18 protein-coding genes and 6 tRNA genes are annotated in these 19,306 nt (G+C 71.8%); 15 read left to right on the top strand and 9 right to left on the bottom strand.

Annotated features, from left to right (window positions below; all coding sequences use genetic code 11):
- Positions 1-414: 414 nt before the first annotated feature.
- From ACIQOU_RS23335 to ACIQOU_RS23325, 3 genes are all read left to right on the top strand, one after another.
- On the top strand, positions 415-621 hold the full coding sequence (locus tag ACIQOU_RS23335) for a hypothetical protein (protein ID WP_401538732.1): 207 nt from the start codon (positions 415-417) through the stop codon (positions 619-621).
- Positions 622-1,042: 421 nt separating this feature from the next.
- The gene (locus ACIQOU_RS23330) at positions 1,043-1,975 is read left to right on the top strand and encodes a phosphotransferase enzyme family protein (RefSeq protein ID WP_401538731.1); all 933 of its coding nucleotides are present in this window, start codon (positions 1,043-1,045) and stop codon (positions 1,973-1,975) included.
- 81 nt (positions 1,976-2,056) lie between these two features.
- A complete protein-coding gene (locus ACIQOU_RS23325) occupies positions 2,057-2,362 on the top strand; it encodes a zf-TFIIB domain-containing protein (protein ID WP_401538730.1) in 306 nt (101 codons plus the stop codon).
- 49 nt (positions 2,363-2,411) lie between these two features.
- Here the strand turns inward: ACIQOU_RS23325 and ACIQOU_RS23320 are convergent.
- The 5 genes from ACIQOU_RS23320 to ACIQOU_RS23300 all read right to left on the bottom strand — a co-directional run bounded on the left by ACIQOU_RS23320 (position 2,412) and on the right by ACIQOU_RS23300 (position 2,871).
- Positions 2,412-2,483 (bottom strand) — tRNA-Val (locus ACIQOU_RS23320).
- A gap of 34 nt (positions 2,484-2,517) precedes the next feature.
- Positions 2,518-2,589 (bottom strand) — tRNA-Val (locus tag ACIQOU_RS23315).
- Between the two features lie 23 nt (positions 2,590-2,612).
- A tRNA-Val gene (locus ACIQOU_RS23310) sits at positions 2,613-2,684 on the bottom strand.
- Between the two features lies 1 nt (position 2,685).
- A tRNA-Cys gene (locus tag ACIQOU_RS23305) sits at positions 2,686-2,759 on the bottom strand.
- 39 nt (positions 2,760-2,798) lie between these two features.
- Positions 2,799-2,871 (bottom strand) — tRNA-Gly (locus ACIQOU_RS23300).
- 179 nt (positions 2,872-3,050) lie between these two features.
- Here ACIQOU_RS23300 and ACIQOU_RS23295 point away from each other — a divergent pair.
- Genes ACIQOU_RS23295 through ACIQOU_RS23285 form a run of 3 tightly spaced genes read left to right on the top strand, consistent with a single transcriptional unit; the run spans position 3,051 to position 5,789 of the window.
- Positions 3,051-4,097 carry a chorismate-binding protein gene (locus tag ACIQOU_RS23295; RefSeq protein ID WP_401538729.1) on the top strand — a complete coding sequence of 349 codons (1,047 nt, stop codon included), beginning with the start codon at positions 3,051-3,053 and terminating at the stop codon, positions 4,095-4,097.
- A complete protein-coding gene (locus ACIQOU_RS23290; protein ID WP_401538728.1) occupies positions 4,094-4,915 on the top strand; it encodes an aminotransferase class IV in 822 nt (273 codons plus the stop codon). The genes ACIQOU_RS23295 and ACIQOU_RS23290 overlap by 4 nt, the downstream gene beginning before the upstream one ends.
- 52 nt (positions 4,916-4,967) lie before the next feature.
- A complete protein-coding gene (locus tag ACIQOU_RS23285; protein WP_401538727.1) occupies positions 4,968-5,789 on the top strand; it encodes a GNAT family N-acetyltransferase in 822 nt (273 codons plus the stop codon).
- A gap of 8 nt (positions 5,790-5,797) precedes the next feature.
- Here ACIQOU_RS23285 and ACIQOU_RS23280 read toward each other — a convergent pair whose 3' ends face one another.
- Positions 5,798-6,328 carry a DsbA family protein gene (locus ACIQOU_RS23280; protein WP_401538726.1) on the bottom strand — a complete coding sequence of 177 codons (531 nt, stop codon included), beginning with the start codon at positions 6,326-6,328 and terminating at the stop codon, positions 5,798-5,800.
- 181 nt (positions 6,329-6,509) lie between these two features.
- Between ACIQOU_RS23280 and ACIQOU_RS23275 the strand changes: the two genes are divergently transcribed.
- Positions 6,510-6,950: a hypothetical protein gene (locus ACIQOU_RS23275; RefSeq protein WP_401538725.1), complete on the top strand. Its 441-nt coding sequence runs from the start codon at positions 6,510-6,512 to the stop codon at positions 6,948-6,950.
- Positions 6,951-7,192: 242 nt separating this feature from the next.
- Entirely contained in the window at positions 7,193-7,345 is a 153-nt protein-coding gene (locus ACIQOU_RS23270) for a hypothetical protein (protein WP_401538724.1), read from the top strand.
- A 238-nt stretch (positions 7,346-7,583) separates the two neighbouring features.
- Here ACIQOU_RS23270 and ACIQOU_RS23265 read toward each other — a convergent pair whose 3' ends face one another.
- Both ACIQOU_RS23265 and ACIQOU_RS23260 read right to left on the bottom strand, forming a co-directional pair.
- Entirely contained in the window at positions 7,584-8,144 is a 561-nt protein-coding gene (locus ACIQOU_RS23265; RefSeq protein WP_401538723.1) for a CGNR zinc finger domain-containing protein, read from the bottom strand.
- A 277-nt stretch (positions 8,145-8,421) separates the two neighbouring features.
- Positions 8,422-8,835: an SsgA family sporulation/cell division regulator gene (locus ACIQOU_RS23260; RefSeq protein WP_004002642.1), complete on the bottom strand. Its 414-nt coding sequence runs from the start codon at positions 8,833-8,835 to the stop codon at positions 8,422-8,424.
- A gap of 190 nt (positions 8,836-9,025) precedes the next feature.
- Here ACIQOU_RS23260 and ACIQOU_RS23255 point away from each other — a divergent pair, with 190 nt between their 5' ends.
- From ACIQOU_RS23255 to ACIQOU_RS23225, 7 genes are all read left to right on the top strand, one after another.
- Positions 9,026-9,496, top strand: coding sequence for a TIGR02611 family protein (locus tag ACIQOU_RS23255; protein ID WP_401538722.1), 471 nt, complete (start codon positions 9,026-9,028; stop codon positions 9,494-9,496).
- Positions 9,497-9,573: 77 nt separating this feature from the next.
- Positions 9,574-9,645: transfer RNA gene (locus ACIQOU_RS23250), tRNA-Val, on the top strand.
- 599 nt (positions 9,646-10,244) lie between these two features.
- Positions 10,245-11,534, top strand: coding sequence for an ABC transporter substrate-binding protein (locus tag ACIQOU_RS23245; RefSeq protein ID WP_401539012.1), 1,290 nt, complete (start codon positions 10,245-10,247; stop codon positions 11,532-11,534).
- An 11-nt stretch (positions 11,535-11,545) separates the two neighbouring features.
- Positions 11,546-12,502 (top strand): carbohydrate ABC transporter permease, encoded by a 957-nt coding sequence (locus ACIQOU_RS23240; protein ID WP_401538721.1) that lies wholly within the window; start codon positions 11,546-11,548, stop codon positions 12,500-12,502.
- On the top strand, positions 12,499-13,377 hold the full coding sequence (locus tag ACIQOU_RS23235) for a carbohydrate ABC transporter permease (RefSeq protein WP_401538720.1): 879 nt from the start codon (positions 12,499-12,501) through the stop codon (positions 13,375-13,377). Before ACIQOU_RS23240 ends, ACIQOU_RS23235 begins: the two co-directional genes overlap by 4 nt.
- Before the next feature lie 10 nt (positions 13,378-13,387).
- Positions 13,388-13,978, top strand: a complete 591-nt coding sequence (locus tag ACIQOU_RS23230) for a hypothetical protein (protein WP_401538719.1) — start codon at positions 13,388-13,390, stop codon at positions 13,976-13,978.
- Between the two features lie 136 nt (positions 13,979-14,114).
- Positions 14,115-16,853, top strand: a complete 2,739-nt coding sequence (locus ACIQOU_RS23225) for a Tat pathway signal sequence domain protein (protein WP_401538718.1) — start codon at positions 14,115-14,117, stop codon at positions 16,851-16,853.
- Positions 16,854-16,875: 22 nt separating this feature from the next.
- Here ACIQOU_RS23225 and ACIQOU_RS23220 read toward each other — a convergent pair whose 3' ends face one another.
- Positions 16,876-19,224 carry an SCO7613 C-terminal domain-containing membrane protein gene (locus ACIQOU_RS23220; RefSeq protein ID WP_401538717.1) on the bottom strand — a complete coding sequence of 783 codons (2,349 nt, stop codon included), beginning with the start codon at positions 19,222-19,224 and terminating at the stop codon, positions 16,876-16,878.
- Positions 19,225-19,306 lie beyond the last annotated feature (82 nt).

Raw genomic sequence — 19,306 nt, 5'->3', positions numbered from 1 at the left:
GGGACGGAACGGGCGAGGCCGAGGAGACGATCAAGGACCCCGGCACCTTGTCTTGGACAGCGGGCCCGGAGCCGACCGGGACGGTCTGTCCGGCGATAGGTGGAGACGGCACGGAAGTGAGTGATGTCACCCGGAACGCCCCCGGGGAGCGCACGGCGCGTTCCACGGTGACCTGAGCGCCGCGCGCGCCCCTTCCGGGAAGACCCTGAGACCTGGGCCGCCGTCTCCACCCAGGGGAGTACGCACCGGACGCCGGCTCATCCTCCGGGAGGCCCGGCAATAGGTACGACGGCATGACGTCGCCGACGCCCCCGACGCCTAGATTTGAGGTCAAGCGGCGGGTGCAGCACTCGTCCCCCGAGGTCAGCCACTCGCCGCTTGCCAACGACAACTGAGACGGTCAGGAGAGGGACCATGGCCCTGACGGCACCGCGGACCCGCGTCCGCATCCAGGAACGCAAGGCGCACCACGCCTTCCGCCCGCGCCGACAGGGCCGTCGCCACCCGGTGGTGGCGACCCTGATGGCCCTTCCCTTGGCGGCCCTGCTCCTCCTCGTCTTCGACGGGTGGGAGACGGTGGCCACACAGGCGTCGTCCGTGGGTGTGATGCTGGGGCGCTGAGCGGCGACCCCAGGCCCGGAAGAGCGGTCCGGGCGGGGACATCCGGCCTTGAAACCCCGTGGGGACGGGGGTACGGCGGACGGCAAAAATGCCGGCGCAGCTGGGGAGCTGCGCCGGCATTGCTTTACCCCCACCCAACGCGCCTCACTAGCCCCCCAAGAAACCGCACAACAGCCACAACCCAAACCCCAACGGCCCCCCCAGGGGCGCGAGGAACCGCGCGCCAAGCCCCCACCGGCCCGCAAGTCAAACCTCAACGGCCACCCCCTCCAGGGGCGCGGGGAACTGCGCGCCAAGCCCCCACCGGCCGCAAGCCAAAACTCAACCCTGCCCCCCAGGGGCGCGGGGAACTGCGCGACCAGCCCCCACCGGCCGCAAGCCAAAACCAAATCTCACCCCCCGCCAGCCCAGGAGCAGCGATTTGCCCGCCACCCCCCTGCCAACCCACCTCAGCACCCACGCACGGAGCGCGGCGCACGCAAACCACCCCCACTGCCCCTGCGAAGCAACCACCCTCGCCGACCGCCCCGACGCCACCGTCGTCCGCCACGGCGCCACCGTCGCCAAGGCCCACGCCCCCGGCACCACCCTGTCCGACCTGTCGCCCCGCGTAGCCGTCGCCGCCCGCCTCACCGGCATCCTCCTGCCGCCGCTCACCCCGGAACCCGGCATCCTCGACGGCCGCCCGGTCACGTTCTGGCCCTACGGCACCCCCGTCGACCCGGACGACCCCGACGCGGCCCCCTGGGAAGCCGCAGCCACCCTCCTCGCCCACCTGCACCGCACCCCACCCCCGCTCACCCTGCCCGCGATGCGCGGACCGGCGAAGGCCGCCCGGGCGCTCGCCGCACTCGACGCCATCCCGCACCCGGCGACCCCGCACCTGCTGCGGGCCTGGGCCGCCCTGCCCGCGTGGGCCCGCGCCGAGGCCCCGCAGCCGGACCGCACCACCCTCTGCCACGGCGACCTCCACCTCGGCCAACTCGTCCGCCACCCCGCCCCCGACGGGCCGTGGCTCCTCATCGACGTCGACGACCTGGGCACCGGCGTCCCGGCCTGGGACCTCGCACGCCCGGCGGCCTGGTACGCGTGCGGACTGCTGGCGCCGGAGGAGTGGGCCCGTTTCCTGTCCGCCTACCGGGAGGCCGGCGGCCCGGCCGTGCCCGCGACCGGCGACCCCTGGCCCGCCCTGGACATCCCGGCCCGCGCCCTGACCGTGCAGACCGCCGCCCGCTCGATCGTCAAGGCACATGCGCGCAGCCGTCCGTTGGACGAGGTCGAGCTGTCCGTGATCGACGCTTGTGTCCGAATGGCCTCCACCGCGCCGGAGTTGACCCAAGATCACGCCGAGTAGGGTGCAACCGGCCGGGTTCGGACGGAGTCTGTCCCGGTGTCACGTTCACAGAGGATTGACCGGCGAGGAGTTGAGCCGACGATGCAGTGTCCCAAGTGTCATGCGCCCATGCACACCTACAACCGCAACGGCGTCCAGATCGAGCAGTGCAGCGGCTGCCGCGGCATCTTCCTGGACTACGGGGAGCTGGAGGCGCTGACCCGGGTGGAGTCCCAGTGGTCGCAGCCCGCCCCGCCGCCCCCGGGCCCGCAGGGCTACCCCGCCCCGGCCGCCCCCGCCTGGGGCGCCCCGCAGGGCGGCCACGGCGGTCACTACGGAGGCCACCACAGCGGTCACGGCGGCCATCACCGGCACAAGAGCTTCGGCCACATGCTGTTCTCCAGCTGAGCCGGGGCACGAAGAAGCCCCCGGCCGCAGGGCCGGGGGCTTCGGTGTGTGGACGATACTGGGATTGAACCAGTGACCTCTTCCGTGTCAGGGAAGCGCTCTCCCGCTGAGCTAATCGTCCTCGGGACCACGATCCGAAGATCGCGGGATCTGCGTGCGCGATACTGGGATTGAACCAGTGACCTCTTCCGTGTCAGGGAAGCGCTCTCCCGCTGAGCTAATCGCGCGGGTCGAAGCCTCAAGGCTCCAGTGGACGATACTGGGATTGAACCAGTGACCTCTTCCGTGTCAGGGAAGCGCTCTCCCGCTGAGCTAATCGTCCTTGGAGGTGGAGACGGGATTTGAACCCGTGTAGACGGCTTTGCAGGCCGTTGCCTCGCCTCTCGGCCACTCCACCAGGAGCGTAGGGGTTCGGGAAGATCCCCCACTTCCTGCGAGCGGACGACCAGGTTCGAACTGGCGACCTCAACCTTGGCAAGGTTGCGCTCTACCAACTGAGCTACGTCCGCTTGTCGTTTCCGTTCAGCTTGCGCGTCGCGGCGACGTGTTGAACTCTAGCGGATTCCGGGGCCAGCACAAAAACGCGTTTGCGCAGCGTGCTGCGGTGCGCTCGGTCGCGTGTGTGGTCAGGGCCTCCTCGGGGTCACGGCGATGTGACCTGTCGGACACCCGTCCTAGACTCGATGACGTGTCCGACCTGTCTGCTCTCGCCCGCTTCGGTGACCGCCTCGCCACCGGCCTCGTCGACGTCACGAACGACCCCGAGGCCCTGGAGTCCACCGGGTTCTGGGCCGTCGCCCTGGACTTCGAGGGCGGTGTGACCTGCGCCCGCTTCGCCGACGTGCGCGAGACGCCGGTGCCCGCCCCGGTGCCGGGCGCCTGGCACGGGCCCGCGGTGGGGGAGTGGACGACGTCCCTGGACCGGGCCGCGTACACCGGCGCCGTACGCCGCGTCCGGGAGCAGATAGCGGCGGGCGACGTCTATCAGGCCAACCTCTGCCGGGTGCTCACCGCGCCCGTGCCCGCCGACGCCGACGTGGACGCCCTGACCGCCCTGCTGGCCCGCGGCAACCCGGCCCCGTACGCCGGGACGATCCGGCTGCCGGAGCACGGCGTGGAGATCGCGACCGCCTCCCCGGAGCTGTTCCTGCGCCGGTCCGGGCGGACCGTCGAGTCGGGGCCGATCAAGGGCACCGCGCCGACCGGGGCGGAGCTGCTGGACAAGGACCACGCCGAGAACGTGATGATCGTCGACCTGGTCCGCAACGACCTCGGCCAGGTCTGCGCCACCGGCAGCGTGACCGTGCCCGACCTGTGCGTCGTCGAGAAACACCCCGGCCTCGTCCACCTGGTCTCCACGGTCCGGGGCACCCTGCGCGAGGACGCGGGCTGGCCGGAGCTGCTCGCCGCCGCGTTCCCGCCCGGCTCGGTCACCGGCGCCCCCAAGTCGAGCGCCCTGCGCGTCATCGACGCCCTGGAGACCGCGCCCCGCGGCCCCTACTGCGGCGGCGTCGGCTGGGTCGACGCCGACCGGGGCACCGCCGAACTCGCCGTCGGCATCCGCACGTTCTGGATCGACCGGGCCGCCGGAGTGCTGCGGTTCGGCACCGGCGCCGGCATCACCTGGGGCTCGGACCCGGAGGGGGAGTGGCGGGAGACCGAGCTGAAGGCGGCCCGCCTGCTCGCGGTAGCGTCGGGGGCGTACGAGGAGAGCGGAGAAGGGCGCACGACGTGAAGATATGGCTCGACGGCGGCTTGCGGGAGACCGACGCCGCCCGCATCTCGGTCTTCGACCACGGACTGACCGTGGGCGACGGCATCTTCGAGACGGTCAAGACGGTCGACGGGAAGCCGTTCGCCCTCACCCGCCACCTCGACCGGCTGACCCGCTCCGCGCGGGGCCTCGGCCTGCCCGACCCCGACCACGACGAGGTGCGCCGCGCCTGCGCCGCCGTTCTCAACGCCGATCCGGTGCCGCTGGGCCGGCTGCGCATCACCTACACCGGTGGCCTCGGCCCGCTCGGCTCCGACCGGGGCGAGGCGGGCCCGACGCTGCTCGTCGCCCTCGGCGAGAGCGGCCGCCGCCCCGACAGCACCGCCGTGATCACCGTCCCCTGGACGCGCAACGAACGCGGCGCGCTGGCCGGCCTGAAGACCACCTCGTACGCCGAGAACGTCGTCGCGCTCGCCCGCGCCCGTGAACTCGGCGCCTCCGAGGCCCTGTTCGCCAACACCGTCGGCCAACTCTGCGAAGGCACCGGCTCGAACGTCTTCGTCGTCCTCGACGGCGAGATCCACACCCCGCCGCTGGCCTCCGGCTGCCTCGCCGGCATCACCCGCGCCCTGACCGTCGAGTGGACCGGCGCGCACGAGAGCGACCTCCCGCTGGACGTCCTGGAACGGGCCGACGAGGTCTTCCTCACCTCCAGCCTGCGCGACGTCCAGGCCGTGCACCGCGTCGACGACCGTCAACTCCCCGGCGCCCCGGGCCCGGTGACCGCCAAGGCGATGCGCCTCTTCGACGAGCACGCCGGCGCCGACCTCGATCCGTGACCGCCGCGAAAACCGGCTGACTCGGCCCGCGACGGCGGGTAGAACTCCCCTGATGACCACCACCCTGCGGCCGACCGAGCCGCTCCAGCACGCCGCCGACGGGACCCGCTCCCGCCACTACCAGGTGTGCGTGAACAGCCGCCCCGTCGGCACCCTCCACCTCGGCACCTCACCGGCCCTGGGCGACTCCGTGGCCCGCGTCCTGGACCTGCGCGTCGACGAGCGGGACCGCCGACGCGGCCGGGGGACGGTGGCCGCGCTCGCCGCGGAGGAGGTGGCGCGCGGCTGGGGCTGCCGGGTGATCGAGATCGCCGTCCCGGCCGACGCGGGGGCGGCCCTGCGGCTCGTCGAGGCGCTCGGCTACCTGCCCCGCAACCGAGGCATGCACAAACACCTCCCCGACACCCCGCCCGTCCTGCCGGAGGGCAGCCGGGGCCGCCCGATGACCGACGCCGAGTGGCGGGCGCACTTCGGGCCCGAACACTGGGAGGCGTACACCCGCAGCTGGACCGGCCGGGGCGTCCCCGAGGCCGCCGCCCGCGCGAAGGTACGACGCGACCGGGAGGCGGCCCCAGGCTTCGGCGCGAAGAACGTGCGGTTCAGCGTGCTCGAACACCAGGGCACCCGCGTCGGCACCCTCTACCTGGGCCTGCGCGAACAGGAGGCGTTCGTCTACGACGTCCAGGTCGACCCGGCCCACCGGGGCCACGGCCACGGCCGCACCCTCATGCTCCTCGCCGAGCGCCAGGCCATCGAGGCGGCCCACCGCACCCTCGCCCTGAACGTCTTCGCCGGCAACACCCCGGCCGAACGCCTCTACACGTCCCTCGGCTACGAGCACACCGTGTGCGTCCTCCAGAAACCCCTGCTCTAGAACGACGTTCAGGCGCCCGTCGGGGCCAGCAGCCGGTCGGCGATCTCCTCGATCCGCTCGCGCAGGCCGGCCTGGCTCTTGCCGCCGTCCAGACGTTCGTCGCCGATCACATAGGTGGGGGTGCCGGTGACGCCGATCGCCTTGCCCTCGGCCTGGTCGGCGTCGACGATCAGGATGTGCCGGCCGTCGATCAACGCGGTGTCGAACTCCTCGGCGTCCAGGCCGAGTTCACCGGCGACCCGGACCAGGAACGGTTCGCCCTCGCGGTCCAGCTCCTCGACCCGGCCGAGCACCGCCTCGATGTACTCCCAGCCCTTGCCCTGCTCCACCGCCTCCTCGACGGCCTGGGCGGCGGCGAAGGAGTGCTGGTGCTTCTCCAGCGGGAAGTGCCGCAGCCGCACCTCCAGCCGGTCCCCGTAGCGGGCCCGCAGCGCGCGCACGTCCGCCAGGGCGCTCCGGCAGTCGGGGCACTGGAGCTCGCACCAGAGATCGAGCACGGCGGCGGGGGAGGAGGGCGCGGCGGGGGCGGATTCGTTCATGCGCCCAGTCTTCCAGCTCTCCCGGGGGAGGAGCGCATCGGGCGGTGACCGGCACCTGGGGAGGAGTCGACCCCGAGATCTCCCTGATCTCTGGCCCGGACCATGGCCCGGCGGGGGTCGGGCGGTGCAGGATGGAAGGGACGAAGTGCCATGGCCCGACCGAGCCCGCCTGGAGGACCGGATGATCGCCGAGACAGTCTGTTCCGCCGTGTCCGTGGCAGGCCTCGGTATCGCCGTGGTCACCGCCTTCCGCAAGCGCTTCCTGGCGGCGACCCACATCGCCGCCTACGCGCTGGTCCCGATCGGCCTGGTGATGACCGGCGCCGTGGGCTGGCTGGCGCACACCGCCTTCAGCCCGACGGCCTGGGCGGGCTTCTGCGTGCTCGGCGGCGCCTGGCTGCTGTTCGCGACGACCCGCGCGGTGGAACGACGCCGGGGCACCACCCGCAAGCAGCGCAAGGAGGCCAGGGCCGCCGCACAGCGCGGTGACGCCGTCGCCCCGGCCGCCTCGGCCCCCTCCCTCGGCACCGGTACCCGCCCGGCGAACACCCCTCAAGCCGGAGCCAAGCCGACGGACGACTTCAGCGACATCGAGGCCATCCTCAAGAAGCACGGCATATGAAGAAGCAGGGGATATGAGCGAAGCCCGGGACCTGGACGACGCCGGGACCTGGACGACGCCGGGACCTGAAGGAAGCCCGCCGGATGACCTGTGCACGCCGAGCGAAACGACACAGTCGGTCGACGGGACGCGCCCAAGCGATCACGACCTGATCCGGAGATCACGGAATTCGGCGAACACCCGCTCATTCCGGGCGTGTTGGGCGCAGAGGCCCCCTGATCTGCGCCATCATCACCGGCGAGATGCTGGACACGACACCGAGCGATGCCGCGCCGCCGAAGGACGAGCCCCGCGGATGCCTCTTCGCCCTATCCCAGCCACCGCTGATGATCTTCCTTGCGGTGATCGGGAGTCTGCTGCTCATGGCCGCGTTGCACGACCTGCTGCTGCTGTGAGCCACACCCGTGCCCCCCGACGCCACCCGTCGGGGCCCACGCCGTCCCAGCACCGTTCCGGCCCCACGACGACACCCAGGCCCGCCGACCCCGCCGACCCAGCGGCATCCCAGGACGCCGGTCGCGTACGTCTCAGGCCGACGCCGGAACGGCCGCGTGCGCCTCGCAGCGCCGGATGCGTCGGACTCGCCGGATGCGTCGGCCGCGTTGTCCGCGCTGGCCGCGTTGGCCAGGGGGCTCAGCCCGTGGCTTCCTTGCGGCGGGCCCGGTAGGCGGCCACGTGCAGGCGGTTTCCGCAGGTTCGGCTGTCGCAGTAACGGCGTGAACGGTTGCGCGACAGGTCGACGAACGCGCGCCGGCAGTCGGGCGCCTCGCACCGCCGCAGCCGTTCCTGCTCCCCGGCGACCACGAAGAACGCCAGCGCCATCCCGCAGTCGGCGGCCAGGTGGTCGGCGACCGAGGCGCCGGGGGCGAAGTAGTGGACGTGCCAGTCGTAGCCGTCGTGGTCGGTCAGCCGGGGGGTGGTACCGGCGGCGGCGACCAGTTCGTTGATCAGCGCGGCCGCGGCCCGGGCGTCCGGTGCCTCGAAGACCGACGCGAACAGCCCACGGACCGCCCGCACCGCCGACAGGTCCGACTCCGACAGGGACCCGACATCGCTGATGTCGTGCGTTCCGACGAACCCGGCGAGGGCCGGGACGTCCCGCAGCCCGTCCGGGGCCGCGGCGTCCTCCGGCACGGTGTTCACCAGATCGACCACGGTGTCGAGGGCACACCGGGTGTCGTGGGTGATCAGCACGTTCAGCTCCCTGGCCTGGGGGTCGGGCCCGTGCCCGCCGATGCTGGCCGATGGTAGTGGAGCCGCCCGGACCCTGACCGGTCCCCTCCGCCTCCGTGCTCACCGACCGTGACTCCCCTGCCCCGCCGACCGCCGGTCATGCCCCACGCAACGTGACGCACCGACGCCGCCCCGCGACGAATCGCGGCGGCGGCGCCGGTGCGTATGTGATGCGTTGGTCAGGGCCCGAGCCGTCACCCCGAGTCGACGGCGCCGGGCGGCTTGGTGGGACTTCGGCCTAGCTCTCCGCCAGGATGTGGGACAGCTCCTGGTCGAGATCGAAGTGGCGATGCTCCGTGCCGGGCGGCACGGCGGCGTCGGTCCGCTTCAGGAAGGACTCCAGGGCTCGCGCCGGGGCCTCCAGGAGGGCTTCGCCCTCCGGGGAGCTCAGAGCGATGCACACGACGCCCTGACCGTGACTGCGCGACGGCCAGACCCGGACGTCGCCGGTGCCCGTCGGGCGGTGCAGACCTTCGGCGAGGAGATCGCGGGCGAACACCCATTCGACCGTTTCCTCGGCTCCGGTGTGGAAGGTGGCGTGCACGGCGTAGGGGTCGGCCGTGTCGTACCGCAGGCCTGCGGGGACAGGCAGGGAGGACTCGCTCGACACAACGAGGCGCAGGTGCAGCTCGCAGCTGACCGTGGTGTTCATAAGCGCCAGGCCTTTCGCTCAGTGTGCGCTCGGGGATTCGCACGTCGGCGAAATCGACATGCCACCTACGGTGCCGATGTAAACCCCTCTGCGTGTTTTGCGTGCCTTTACGTAACTCTTCCGGCCGAGGACGCCTTCGCGCGGTACGCCCATTCCGGTGACTGGTTTCCGTCGGGTAAAGTCGGGCTGTATGAATACGGGGAGTGACGGGCGCGGCGAGGCCGTCGTGGCATCGGACCGGACGGACGCGGATGGCACCGAGGGCACCGGAGCCGACGACGAGCGGCGGGGGCTGGGCTCGAAGGCGCCGGAGTTCGTCAAGGCGCGGCGCGCGCTGCATGTGAGCTGGCAGGTCGGCGTCTTCCTGGTCGGCCTGGCGGTGGTGGCGGCCGGCGTGACGATGCTGGTGCTGCCGGGCCCCGGCTGGGTCGTGATCTTCGGCGGTATGGCGATCTGGGCGACCGAGTTCGTCTGGGCTCAGCTGGTGCTGCGCTGGACCAAGCGCAAGGTCACCGAGGCGGCGCAGAAGGCCCTCGATCCCAAGGTCCGCCGCCGCAACATCACCCTGACCGCGATCGGGCTGGTGATCGTGTCCGTCCTGGTCGGCGTCTACCTGTGGAAGTTCGGTTTCGAGATGCCCTGGAAGATCAGGAACCAGTGATCCACGCGGGGGCGCGGTGACTGGTCCACGCCGGTCACAGGCACCCCCTGACATGGGGTAATCTTCTTCCTGCGTCCGGGCGATTAGCTCAGTGGGAGAGCGCTTCGTTCACACCGAAGAGGTCACTGGTTCGAACCCAGTATCGCCCACCCGGACACGTCGGCTCCTCCGCTTCACGGCGGAGGGGCCGACGTCGTTTCGGCGCCCGGAGGGTCAAGGTTTCTGCCCCAGGAGGGCCGAGGTTGACGGTCGTCGAGGGCCGCCGTGGCCCCGGGAAGGCCTCGCTGTCGCAGGGGAGCGCGGCTCCGGGAGACCTCGCCGTCGCGGGGGAGCCGTCGCCGACGCGCTGTCAGGGCGGGCGCGGGCGGCGGTCGTCTCCCTCTCGCCGGAGGGCGGAACGCCCCGCCGCCCCGGGCGCGGTCACCCCGGCGAGTTCGACCACGCGTGACGACCGGCCCGCCGAACCCCTCCCCAACTCCCCCTGTTCCACGCGACTTTCGGCCTGAGAGCATCGCTGCCCCACCCGTACCATCGCGTTCGGCATTCCGACCACGCGCCTCTCACCTGCACTGTCCTGACGCCCGTTGTCCGGTAGGGGGCGCTCTGGCTGTCAACCCGCTCAGCCGTTTCATAAGAAATTCTTGTCCGAATCATTGACGCATCTCCGGCCCCTCCGTACCTTGTGCCAGCAAGCGCTTACTTGAAACGATTCATGCACGTCACGAACGACGCCGGGGAGGGCCCGACCGTGGGGACCAGCAGGAATGTGGAGAGGCGTACGATCCTGAAGGCGGCCGGGGCCTCCGCCGCCGTGGCGGGGCTGGCCGCGACCGCCGGGTGCGGGGGGAGCGGGGGCACGTCCGCCGACGGGAATGTGACGATCCGTTACTCGTGGTGGGGCGCCGACGACCGGGCCAAGAGGATCAATCGGTCCATCGCGCTCTTCGAGAAGAAGTATTCGAAGATCAAGGTGAAGACCGACTTCCAGGACTACCAAGCGTTCTGGGAGAAGTTCCAGACGCAGGCCGCCGGAGGAAATCCGCCGGACGTTTTCCAGAATGCCGTCGGGTTTCTCCGGAAGTATGACCAGAGAGGCGTTCTTCTCGACCTCAAGCCACAGATCGACGCGGGGAATCTGAGCCTCGATCACTTCCGGGCCGGTGTCACCCAGGTGGGCCAGGTCGGCGGTAAGCAACTCGGAATCCCCGTCGGTTCCAACACCATGGCGCTCGTCATCGACACCGAGGTCTTCCGGAAAGCCGGCGTCGAGCCGGTGCAGGGCTGGACCTGGGACGAGTACTTCAAGGCCCTCCAGACGATCCACGACAAGACCAAGGTGCCCGGCGACACCGGCTACTTCGGCATCATGTACCTGTACGACCTCTACCTCCGCCAGAACGGCAAGGCCTTCTACACCGACGACGGACTCGGCTTCGACCGGGCCGACCTGACGGAGTGGTGGACGGACGGCTACCGCCGGGTCAGGGCCGGTCTCGTCACCGACCCGAAGAAGGTGGCCCAGATCGCGCCCAAGTCGGCACTCTCCTCGGGCGACGGCGCCTCGGAGTTCGTCTGGGACAACTTCTCGGTCCGCTACAGCGCCGAGGGCGACAGCACCTACGGGCTGGCCCCGATCCCCACCACCGACGGCAAGCAGACCGGCCAGTACCTCGCCTCCCTGATGCTCAGCGCCTCCGCGCGCACCGCGCACCCCAAGGAGGTCGCCCAGTTCATCGACTTCATGGCCCACGACCCCGAGGTCGGCACGATCATGGGCTACGACCGGGGCATCCTCGCCAGCACCGAACAGTACGAGGCCTACAAGCCCACCGACGAGGTGAGCAAGGGGATCGCCCGCTACGAGGAGGACACCGCCGAGGCGGGCGTCCTCGGGAAGATCACCCCGCACCCGTCCGGCGCCGACGTCACCGAGGCCGCCTTCCTGCGCATCGCGGGGGACATGTCCCAGGGCAAGACCACGGTCTCCGACGCGGTGAAGCAGTTCTTCTCCGAGTCCGAGACCGCGTTCTCCGGGTGAGGGGCGCCGCCGTGACGCTCGTTGAGAAGTCCCCGTCGCCCGCCACCGCGCGGCGTGCCCCGGCCGCCCGCCCGAGACCGCGCCGGGGTCGCCGGGAGAACCTGGCCGGCTACCTCTTCATGTCGCCGTGGATCGCGGGCTTCCTGCTGCTGACCGCGGGGCCCATGGTCGCCTCGCTCTACTTCGCCTTCACCGACTACAACCTCTTCAGCTCGCCACGGTGGATCGGGCTCGGCAACTTCACGCGGATGCTCGACGACCCCCGTTGGCAGAAGTCGGTCGAGGTGACGGCCAGGTACGTCGTCATCGGCACCCCGCTGAAACTGCTGCTCGGCCTCGGGGTCGCCCTGCTGCTCGCGCAGAGCCGACGCGGACAGGCGTTCTACCGGGCCGCGTTCTACGCGCCCTCGCTGATCGGCGCCAGCGTCTCCGTCGGCTTCGTCTGGCGCGCGCTCTTCTCCGACGACGCGATCGTGGACCGTACGCAGTCCCTCTTCGGGTTCGATGCCGGGGGCTGGGTCGGCGACCCGGACCGGGTCCTCTACAGCCTGGTCGCCCTCACGGTCTGGCAGTTCGGGGCGCCCATGGTGATCTTCCTCGCCGGGCTCAAGCAGGTGCCCCGAGAGCTGTACGAGGCGGCCGAGATGGACGGGGCGGGTGCGCTGCGCCGGTTCTGGAGCATCACCCTGCCGATGATCTCCCCCGTCCTCTTCTTCAACGTGCTCCTGGAGACCATCCACTCGTTCCAGATCTTCGGCTCCGCCTACGTCGTCTCCAACACGTCCTGCGGGCCGGCCGACGCCACCCTCGTCTACACCTGCTACCTGTACCAACAGGGCTTCAAGAACGCCCAGATGGGCTTCGCGTCGGCGATGGCCTGGATGCTGCTGCTCGCGGTCGCGCTGGTGACCGCCGTTCTCTTCTGGTCACAGAAGAAGTGGGTGCACTACGAGGAGGCCGCCCGATGAGCGCCACCACCGGCATCGTCCGCGAGGCGAACGGCCCGGTCCGCCGCCGCACCGGGTCCCTGGCTTGGCACGGGGGCGCGCTGCTCGTGCTGGCCGTCGTCCTGTACCCGGTGATCTGGGTCCTCGGGGCGTCGTTCAAACCCAGCCGGGACATCATCGGCAGCCTCCAACTGCTGCCCACCCGGCCCATCCTGGACAACTTCCGGGGCCTCGCCGACGGCATCGCCGACATCCCGATCTCGACGTTCTTCCAGAACTCCCTGTTCTACGCGCTCGGTTCGGTCGTCGGCATCCTGGTCTCCTGCTCGCTGACGGCGTACGCGTTCGCCAAGATCCGCTTCGCGGGCCGGAATCTGCTGTTCTCGCTGATGATCGGGACGCTCCTGCTGCCCTACCACGTGCTGCTCATCCCGCAGTACGTGATGTTCCAGAAGCTGGAGCTGATCAACACCTATGTCCCGCTGCTGATCGGCAAGTACCTGGCGACGGAGGCGTTCTTCGTCTTCCTGATGGTGCAGTTCATGCGCAATCTGCCCCGGGAGCTGGACGAGGCCGCGCGCCTCGACGGCTGCGGGCATCTGCGAACCTACTGGTCGATCGTGCTGCCGCTGTGCCGGCCGGCGCTCATCACCAGCGCCATCTTCACCTTCATCAACGCCTGGAACGACTTCATGGGCCCGTTGATCTATCTCAACGAGCCGGGTAAATACACCGTTTCGCTGGGCATGATGATGTTCCGCGACCAGGAAGGCGTCGCCAACTACGGGGGGATGATCGCGATGTCGCTGGTCGCCCTGGTGCCCGTGCTGCTGTTCTTCCTGGCCTTCCAGCGCTACTTGATCGACGGCATGGCCACCTCCGGACTGAAGGGCTGAGGGGATCACCATGGTCCAGGCACGGGCGCGGGTGCGCGGGGAGTCGGTCCTCGCCGAACGGTTCGCCCTGTTCGCGGAGTGTCTGCTCACCGGTGTGTGGATCGCCGTCGCCTCGCTCGGGGTGCTCACCTGGCCGGCCGCCCTCGCCGCCGGGACCCGGCATCTGCGGCGCCGGGCGGCTCATCGGGCGGGCGGCGCACGGGAGTTCACCGCCGACGTCCGGGAGGCCGTGCGCGGTGGGTGGGCCGTCGGGCTCGCCGGGTGGGCCGCCCTGGGGCTCGCCTGGTTCGACGTGCGGGCGGTGCGGGCCGGGCTGCCCGGCGGGCCGCTGATCGGCGCCGTGGTGCTGGTCGCGCTGCTCGGGTTCGCGGTGGCCGTGCTGCGCGCGGCGGCCCGGTGGACGCCGGACGCCCGCTGGCGGACGCTGCTCGCGGCGGCCGGCCGGCGGACCGTTCTCGACCCGGCCGGATCTCTCCTGCTGGTCGCCGGGCTCGCCGTGGTCGGCTGTTCCGGCTGGTTCGTCGCCCCGCTGGCGATCCCGGTGCTCGGGGCCGTCGCGGCGGCCGCCGTCGCCGTCGAGGAGCGCCACCGCCCCTGTTGACCTGCGGATCTTCCCAGGTCGGAGCCCTCTTGCCGGGTTCGCCGCCCTCGGTGTCGGACCTCGCCGTGTCATGCCCCTGACCTCTTTGTCGGGGCGCCTCTCCTGCCCCACCCCCGCCCGGAAAGGCTGAATCCTCATGTCCCCGATCCCTCGCAGATCCCTGCTCAAGGCGGCGGCCGTCGCCGGAGCCGCCACCCAGTTCAGCTGGGCCCTCGGCGCCCAGGACGCCCAGGCCGCTCCGGTGTCCCCGGCGGCCGACGCCGATCCCGTCACCCTGGACTGGCTGGAGGACGGCGGTCTCGGCGCCGCGCCCGGCTCCACCGTCGGCGTCCCCTGGCCCCGGGGCGTCCACAGGGCCGACCAGACCTTCGCGCTCACCGACGCCACCGGCACCGCCGTTCCCGTGCAGTCCTGGCCGCTCGCCTACTGGCCCGACGGCACCCTCAAGTGGACGGCGCACGCGGTGAGTTCGGGCGACGGCAAGCTCACCCTGACCGCAGGGGAGGCCGCCGCCCCCGCCAAGAAGGTCACCGTCGACCGGAGCGGCGGCGTCATCACCGTGTCGACCGGCGTCATCACCGCGAAGCTCGGCACGTCCGGCGCCACCCTCGTGAAGTCCGTGACCCGGGGCAACACCGAGATCGCCAGGAACGGGCGGCTCGTCCTGCTGCGCCAGCCCGAGATCGAGGACGGCGACCAGGGCACCGTGAGGTACGAACGGTTCGACAGCGCCATCGACAAGGTCACCGTCGAACAGGAAGGCCCGGTCCGCGCCGTCGTCCGCATCGACGGCAAACACCGCAAGGGCGGCCGGAGTTGGCTGCCGTTCTCGCTCCGCTTCAATTTCTACGCCGGCGCCGACTCGTTCCGTCTGGTGCACACGATCACCTTCGACGGGACGCAGGAGCCCGGCAAGGCGAGCGGCGACTTCATCCGTGGTCTCGGCGTCCGCTTCGCCGTGCCGATGCGTGACGCGGCCTACGACCGGCACATCCGCGTCGGCGGCGAGGGCACCGGCCTGCTCAGGGAGGCCGTCAAGGGCATCACCGGGCTGCGCCGCGACCCCGGCGCCGCCGTACAGGCCGCCCAGTACGCCGGCGAGAAGCTGCCCGACCCCGCCACCTGGGACCAGCGCGTCACCAGCCGGCTCCAGTACATCCCGGAGTGGGGCGACTACACCCTCTCCCAGCTCTCCGCCGACGGCTTCACCCTGCGCAAGCGCACCACCAAGGGCCACGGCTGGATCGGCGCGGGCGGCGGCCGACGGGCCTCCGGGTTCGGGTACGTCGGCGGGGCGAGCGGCGGACTCTCCTTCGGACTGCGGGACTTCTGGGAGAAGTACCCGGCGCAGCTCGACATCCGCGACGCCCACACCGACGAGGCCGAGGTCACCGTCTGGCTCTGGTCGCCCGAGGCCCAGCCCATGGACCTGCGCTTCTACCACGACGGCATGGGCCAGGACACCTTCCCCGAACAGCTCGAAGGCCTCAACATCACCTACGAGGACTACGAGCCCGAGTTCGGCACCCCCTACGGCATCGCCCGCACCTCCGAACTCCTCTTCTGGGCCAACGAGTCCACCCCCTCGGCGGAGCAGCTCGCCCAACAGGTCGACGCCGTACGGGTGTTGCCGCAGCTCGCCGCCCCGCCCAGGCAGCTCATCAAGGCCAAGGTGTTCGGGCCCGGCCTCTACTCCGAGCCGGACCGCTCCACCCCGGCCAAGGCGAAGATCGAGGACCACCTCGACTTCCTCTTCACCTACTACAAGGACCAGGTGGAGCAACGCCGTTGGTACGGCTTCTGGGACTACGGCGACATCATGCACACCTACGACGCGGCCCGTCACCAGTGGCGCTACGACATCGGCGGCTACGCCTGGGACAACTCCGAACTCTCACCCGACCTCTGGCTCTGGTTCGCCTACCTGCGCTCGGGCCGCGCCGACATCTTCCGCTTCGCCGAGGCCATGACCCGGCACACCGGCGAGGTCGACGTCTACCACCTCGGCCAATGGGCGGGCCTCGGCACCCGGCACGGCGTGCAGCACTACGCCGACAGCGCCAAGCAGCAGCGCATCGCCAACACCACCTACCGCCGCTACTACTACTTCCTCACCGGCGACGAACGCGTCGGCGACCTCATGCACGCCAACGTCGACTCCGACGAGACGTTCCTCGTCCTCGACCCCATCCGCAAGATCCGCACCGAGCCCTACACACCCGACCGGCACGCCCTGTCGGTCGGCTTCGGCACCGACTGGAGCGGCCTGGTCTCGGCGTGGCTGACCGAGTGGGAGCGCAAGGGCCCCCAGTGGGAGAAGGCCAAGGCCCGCGTCCTGTCCACCATGGAGACCATCGCCGCCCAGCCCAACGGCTTCGTCCAGGGCAGCGGCCTCTACGACCTCGACACCGGGAAGTTCGCGATCGCCGCGCAGCCGGTGGTGTCGGTGTCCCACCTGTCCGCCGTGTTCGGCCTCAACGAACTCTGCGCCGAACTCATCGACCTGGTCGACATGCCGAAGTTCAACGAGGCCTACCTCGACTACTGCCGCTACTTCAACGCCACCAAGGCGCAACAGGCCGCCCGCTACGGCTCCGACTTCGGCACCCTGCTGCTCTTCCAGGGCCACTCCCGCCTCGACGCCTACGCCGCCGTCCAGACCGGCGACCCGGCACTCGCCCAGCGGGCCTGGGCGAAGTTCTACAGCTCCGACGGCTACGCGGAGTCCTCGCCGTGGAAGACGGAGCGGCTGACCGGCCCCGCCGCCCTCGTCGCGGGCAGCGAGGCGACCTGGGTGTCCTCCAACGACACCGCGCTCTACGGCCTCGCCGCCATCGAGAACCTCGCCCTGCTCGGCGACAAGATGCCCTCCTAGCACGCCAGTCGACCCACCCCGCCTAACCCATCCGCCCCAGTGCCTCCCGTACCCGCCGGACGTCCCGCAGCCGCCGTTCATAGGTCGCACCGACGCCGAGCAGCACCGCCCCGGCGAGCGCGGGAGGCACCCAACGCGGCACCGCCCCCGCCAACTGCACCAGATACGGGGCGAGTTCATGCAACGCGACCAGCACCAGCACCGCCCCACCGAGCACCAACGGCGCCCGCAGCCGATGCCGGGCACCCAGCAACGTCAGCACCAGCGCCGCCGCACCCAGCAGCAACGGGCGTGTCCCGTGGACGTCGGACCAGGTCGCGGCCAGGCTCGGCAGCAAGGTCACGGCGAGCCCGGCGCCGTACGCCGTCCACGAGGTCACCCGCGTGTCCCGACGTCGGCGCACCGCCCCGGCCAGCAGCGCCGCCACCGACACCGGGAGCGTGTACGCCTCCGGCGCCGTCACCTCCCACGCCGCCAGCCGCACCCACGCGGCCAGCACGAACAGGCCGGTCGCCGGGTATCCCGCCGGGCGCCGGTCGCCCCGGGCCGCCGTGGCCGCCGTCACCGCTCCGCACAGGCCGAGGACCAGGGCCAGCAGCGCCGGATCGGTCGCGGCCAGGCCCACCGCGAGCAGCCCCGCCGCCACCCCGGCCGCCTCCACCGGGACGGTCACCTCGGAGCCGTTGCCGAGCCGGGCGGCGAGCAGCGCGGCGGCCGTCGCGACGACCAGCACCAGCAACGCCGTGCGCGCGGGCGCCCAACCGGCGGCGCCGCCCACCGCGACGGCGAGCGCGGCCGCGTACCCGAGGGCGGCCGGTGCCAGGAACGCCGCCCGGCCCGCGAACCGGGCCCCGCCCGCGCACAGCAGCACCAGCGCGGCCAGTACGACGAGGGTCGCCGTCTGCGTCGCGAGCGCCGAGAGGGCCAGCAGGACGGAGGTGACGAGCGCGAGGACGAGCGGAAGAAGCCGCGCACGGGACGCCGGGAGCAGCGCCGTCACGGTGAGGAACTGGACCAGGAGGGCGGCAGGGTAAGGGAGTTCGAGGAGCGCCGGGAGAGTGAGGACGGCCGCCCAGACCAGGCCCAGGGCGCCGCCCCGCGCTCGCCCGCGCCAGTCCGGGTCCCGCACGGCCGACGCGAGAACGGCGGCCACCGCGACCAGCACCACCGGTGCCGTCCAGGAATGCGCAGGCCAGAACCCGCCCCCGGTCACCGCCGCCCGCGCGTCCGACGGCGCCCCCGACCACACCCGGCCCACCCACGCGACCGGACCCACCAGAGCCACGGCGACGACCGGGGCGACCGAGACCAGGGCCAGGGCCTGGACAGTGGCCGACGCTCCGGCCAGCCCCCGCCGCATGGGCAACGGGAGTTGGGTGCGCACGGCCCCCAACAGGCCTACCGCGCACGCCAGATGGAGCGGCACCGTCCAGCCCGCGGGCAACAGCACCCGGGGGAGTGCGCCCAGCGCGGCCACCAGCAGCAGGCCACCGACCACGGCGTGCGCGACGGCGTGCTCCGGGCGCGCGAGCCGCCGGGCGACGGCCAGCACCAGCGCCGCCAGGAGGACCAGCAGCACCGTGACCCGCACGGCGGCACCCGGCCCGGCCGCGCCCACCCACAGCAGGCCGCCCACCAGAGCGGCCCACCCGCCCATCCCGTACGCCCCGACCAGCGCCACCACCCGCACCGGCCCCGCGCCCCACCGCGACGCCACGAGGGTGTCCGCAGCCGCCGACACCACCAGCACGGACGCCACCGCGGTCAACCCCGCGTCCAGCGCCACCGCCCCGAGCAGCAGCGGGAGTTGGGCCACCGCCAGGGCCCCGGGCAACGGCAGCCGCAGCGCCGGCCGACCCGGCAACGCGCCCAGCGCCCAGCCGTACCCCGCCCACACCGACGCCAGCACCGCCGCCGCGACCGCCGCGTACCCCGTGCCGTCGACCCCGCTCCACGCCACCTCGTACAGCGCGTACGCGTCCAGCACCGTGAGCGCCAGCCCGAGCCCCGCCACCGCCTCCGCCGTCGCCCCGAGCCCCCGTCGCAGCAGCGGCACCGGCGCCGCCAGCACCGCGAGCGTCACCGCGCCCAGCACCACGGACCGCCCGGCGATGCCCAACCGCCCCCAGCCGACCAGCGTGAACGCCATCGCCGCGAGCGCCAGCAACACCCCGCCGAGCACCAGCAGCACGTTCTGCACCCGGGGCGCGCTGGTCTCGGGACGCGTCGGGGGCGGCGTCGGCGGCGGCCGGTGCAGGGCGGCGAGCAGCCAGGCACGGCGCGCCAGCAACTGGGCCCGGCGCGCGTCCAGTTGCCACAGCTCTGCGTCGAGCAGCCGCAACTCCTCGGCCGGGGGCGGAAGATGTGTCATGCCCTGGAGTGTCGCCGGGACCCCGCCGCCCGGCATGAGCGCCGGTACTCACCCCGTACTCAGATGCCGGGCAACGCCCCCG

Source organism: Streptomyces sp. NPDC091279, assembly GCF_044757465.1.
In the GTDB taxonomy this organism is placed as follows: Bacteria; Actinomycetota; Actinomycetes; order Streptomycetales; family Streptomycetaceae; genus Streptomyces.
The sequence above is the reverse complement of the archived record's forward strand: the minus strand, read 5'-3'. Positions and strand labels throughout refer to the sequence as shown.

Bases quoted from the DNA above. Each gene is read 5' to 3' on its own strand.
- ACIQOU_RS23220 (WP_401538717.1), bottom strand. From the start codon at position 19,224: ATGACACATCTTCCGCCCCCGGCCGAGGAGTTGCGGCTGCTCGACGCA.
- ACIQOU_RS23280 (WP_401538726.1), bottom strand. From the start codon at position 6,328: ATGAACGAATCCGCCCCCGCCGCGCCCTCCTCCCCCGCCGCCGTGCTC.
- ACIQOU_RS23230 (WP_401538719.1), top strand. From the start codon at position 13,388: ATGGTCCAGGCACGGGCGCGGGTGCGCGGGGAGTCGGTCCTCGCCGAA.
- ACIQOU_RS23270 (WP_401538724.1), top strand. From the start codon at position 7,193: ATGCTGGACACGACACCGAGCGATGCCGCGCCGCCGAAGGACGAGCCC.
- ACIQOU_RS23260 (WP_004002642.1), bottom strand. From the start codon at position 8,835: ATGAACACCACGGTCAGCTGCGAGCTGCACCTGCGCCTCGTTGTGTCG.
- ACIQOU_RS23275 (WP_401538725.1), top strand. From the start codon at position 6,510: ATGATCGCCGAGACAGTCTGTTCCGCCGTGTCCGTGGCAGGCCTCGGT.
- ACIQOU_RS23285 (WP_401538727.1), top strand. From the start codon at position 4,968: ATGACCACCACCCTGCGGCCGACCGAGCCGCTCCAGCACGCCGCCGAC.
- ACIQOU_RS23235 (WP_401538720.1), top strand. From the start codon at position 12,499: ATGAGCGCCACCACCGGCATCGTCCGCGAGGCGAACGGCCCGGTCCGC.
- ACIQOU_RS23335 (WP_401538732.1), top strand. From the start codon at position 415: ATGGCCCTGACGGCACCGCGGACCCGCGTCCGCATCCAGGAACGCAAG.
- ACIQOU_RS23225 (WP_401538718.1), top strand. From the start codon at position 14,115: ATGTCCCCGATCCCTCGCAGATCCCTGCTCAAGGCGGCGGCCGTCGCC.
- ACIQOU_RS23325 (WP_401538730.1), top strand. From the start codon at position 2,057: ATGCAGTGTCCCAAGTGTCATGCGCCCATGCACACCTACAACCGCAAC.
- ACIQOU_RS23255 (WP_401538722.1), top strand. From the start codon at position 9,026: ATGAATACGGGGAGTGACGGGCGCGGCGAGGCCGTCGTGGCATCGGAC.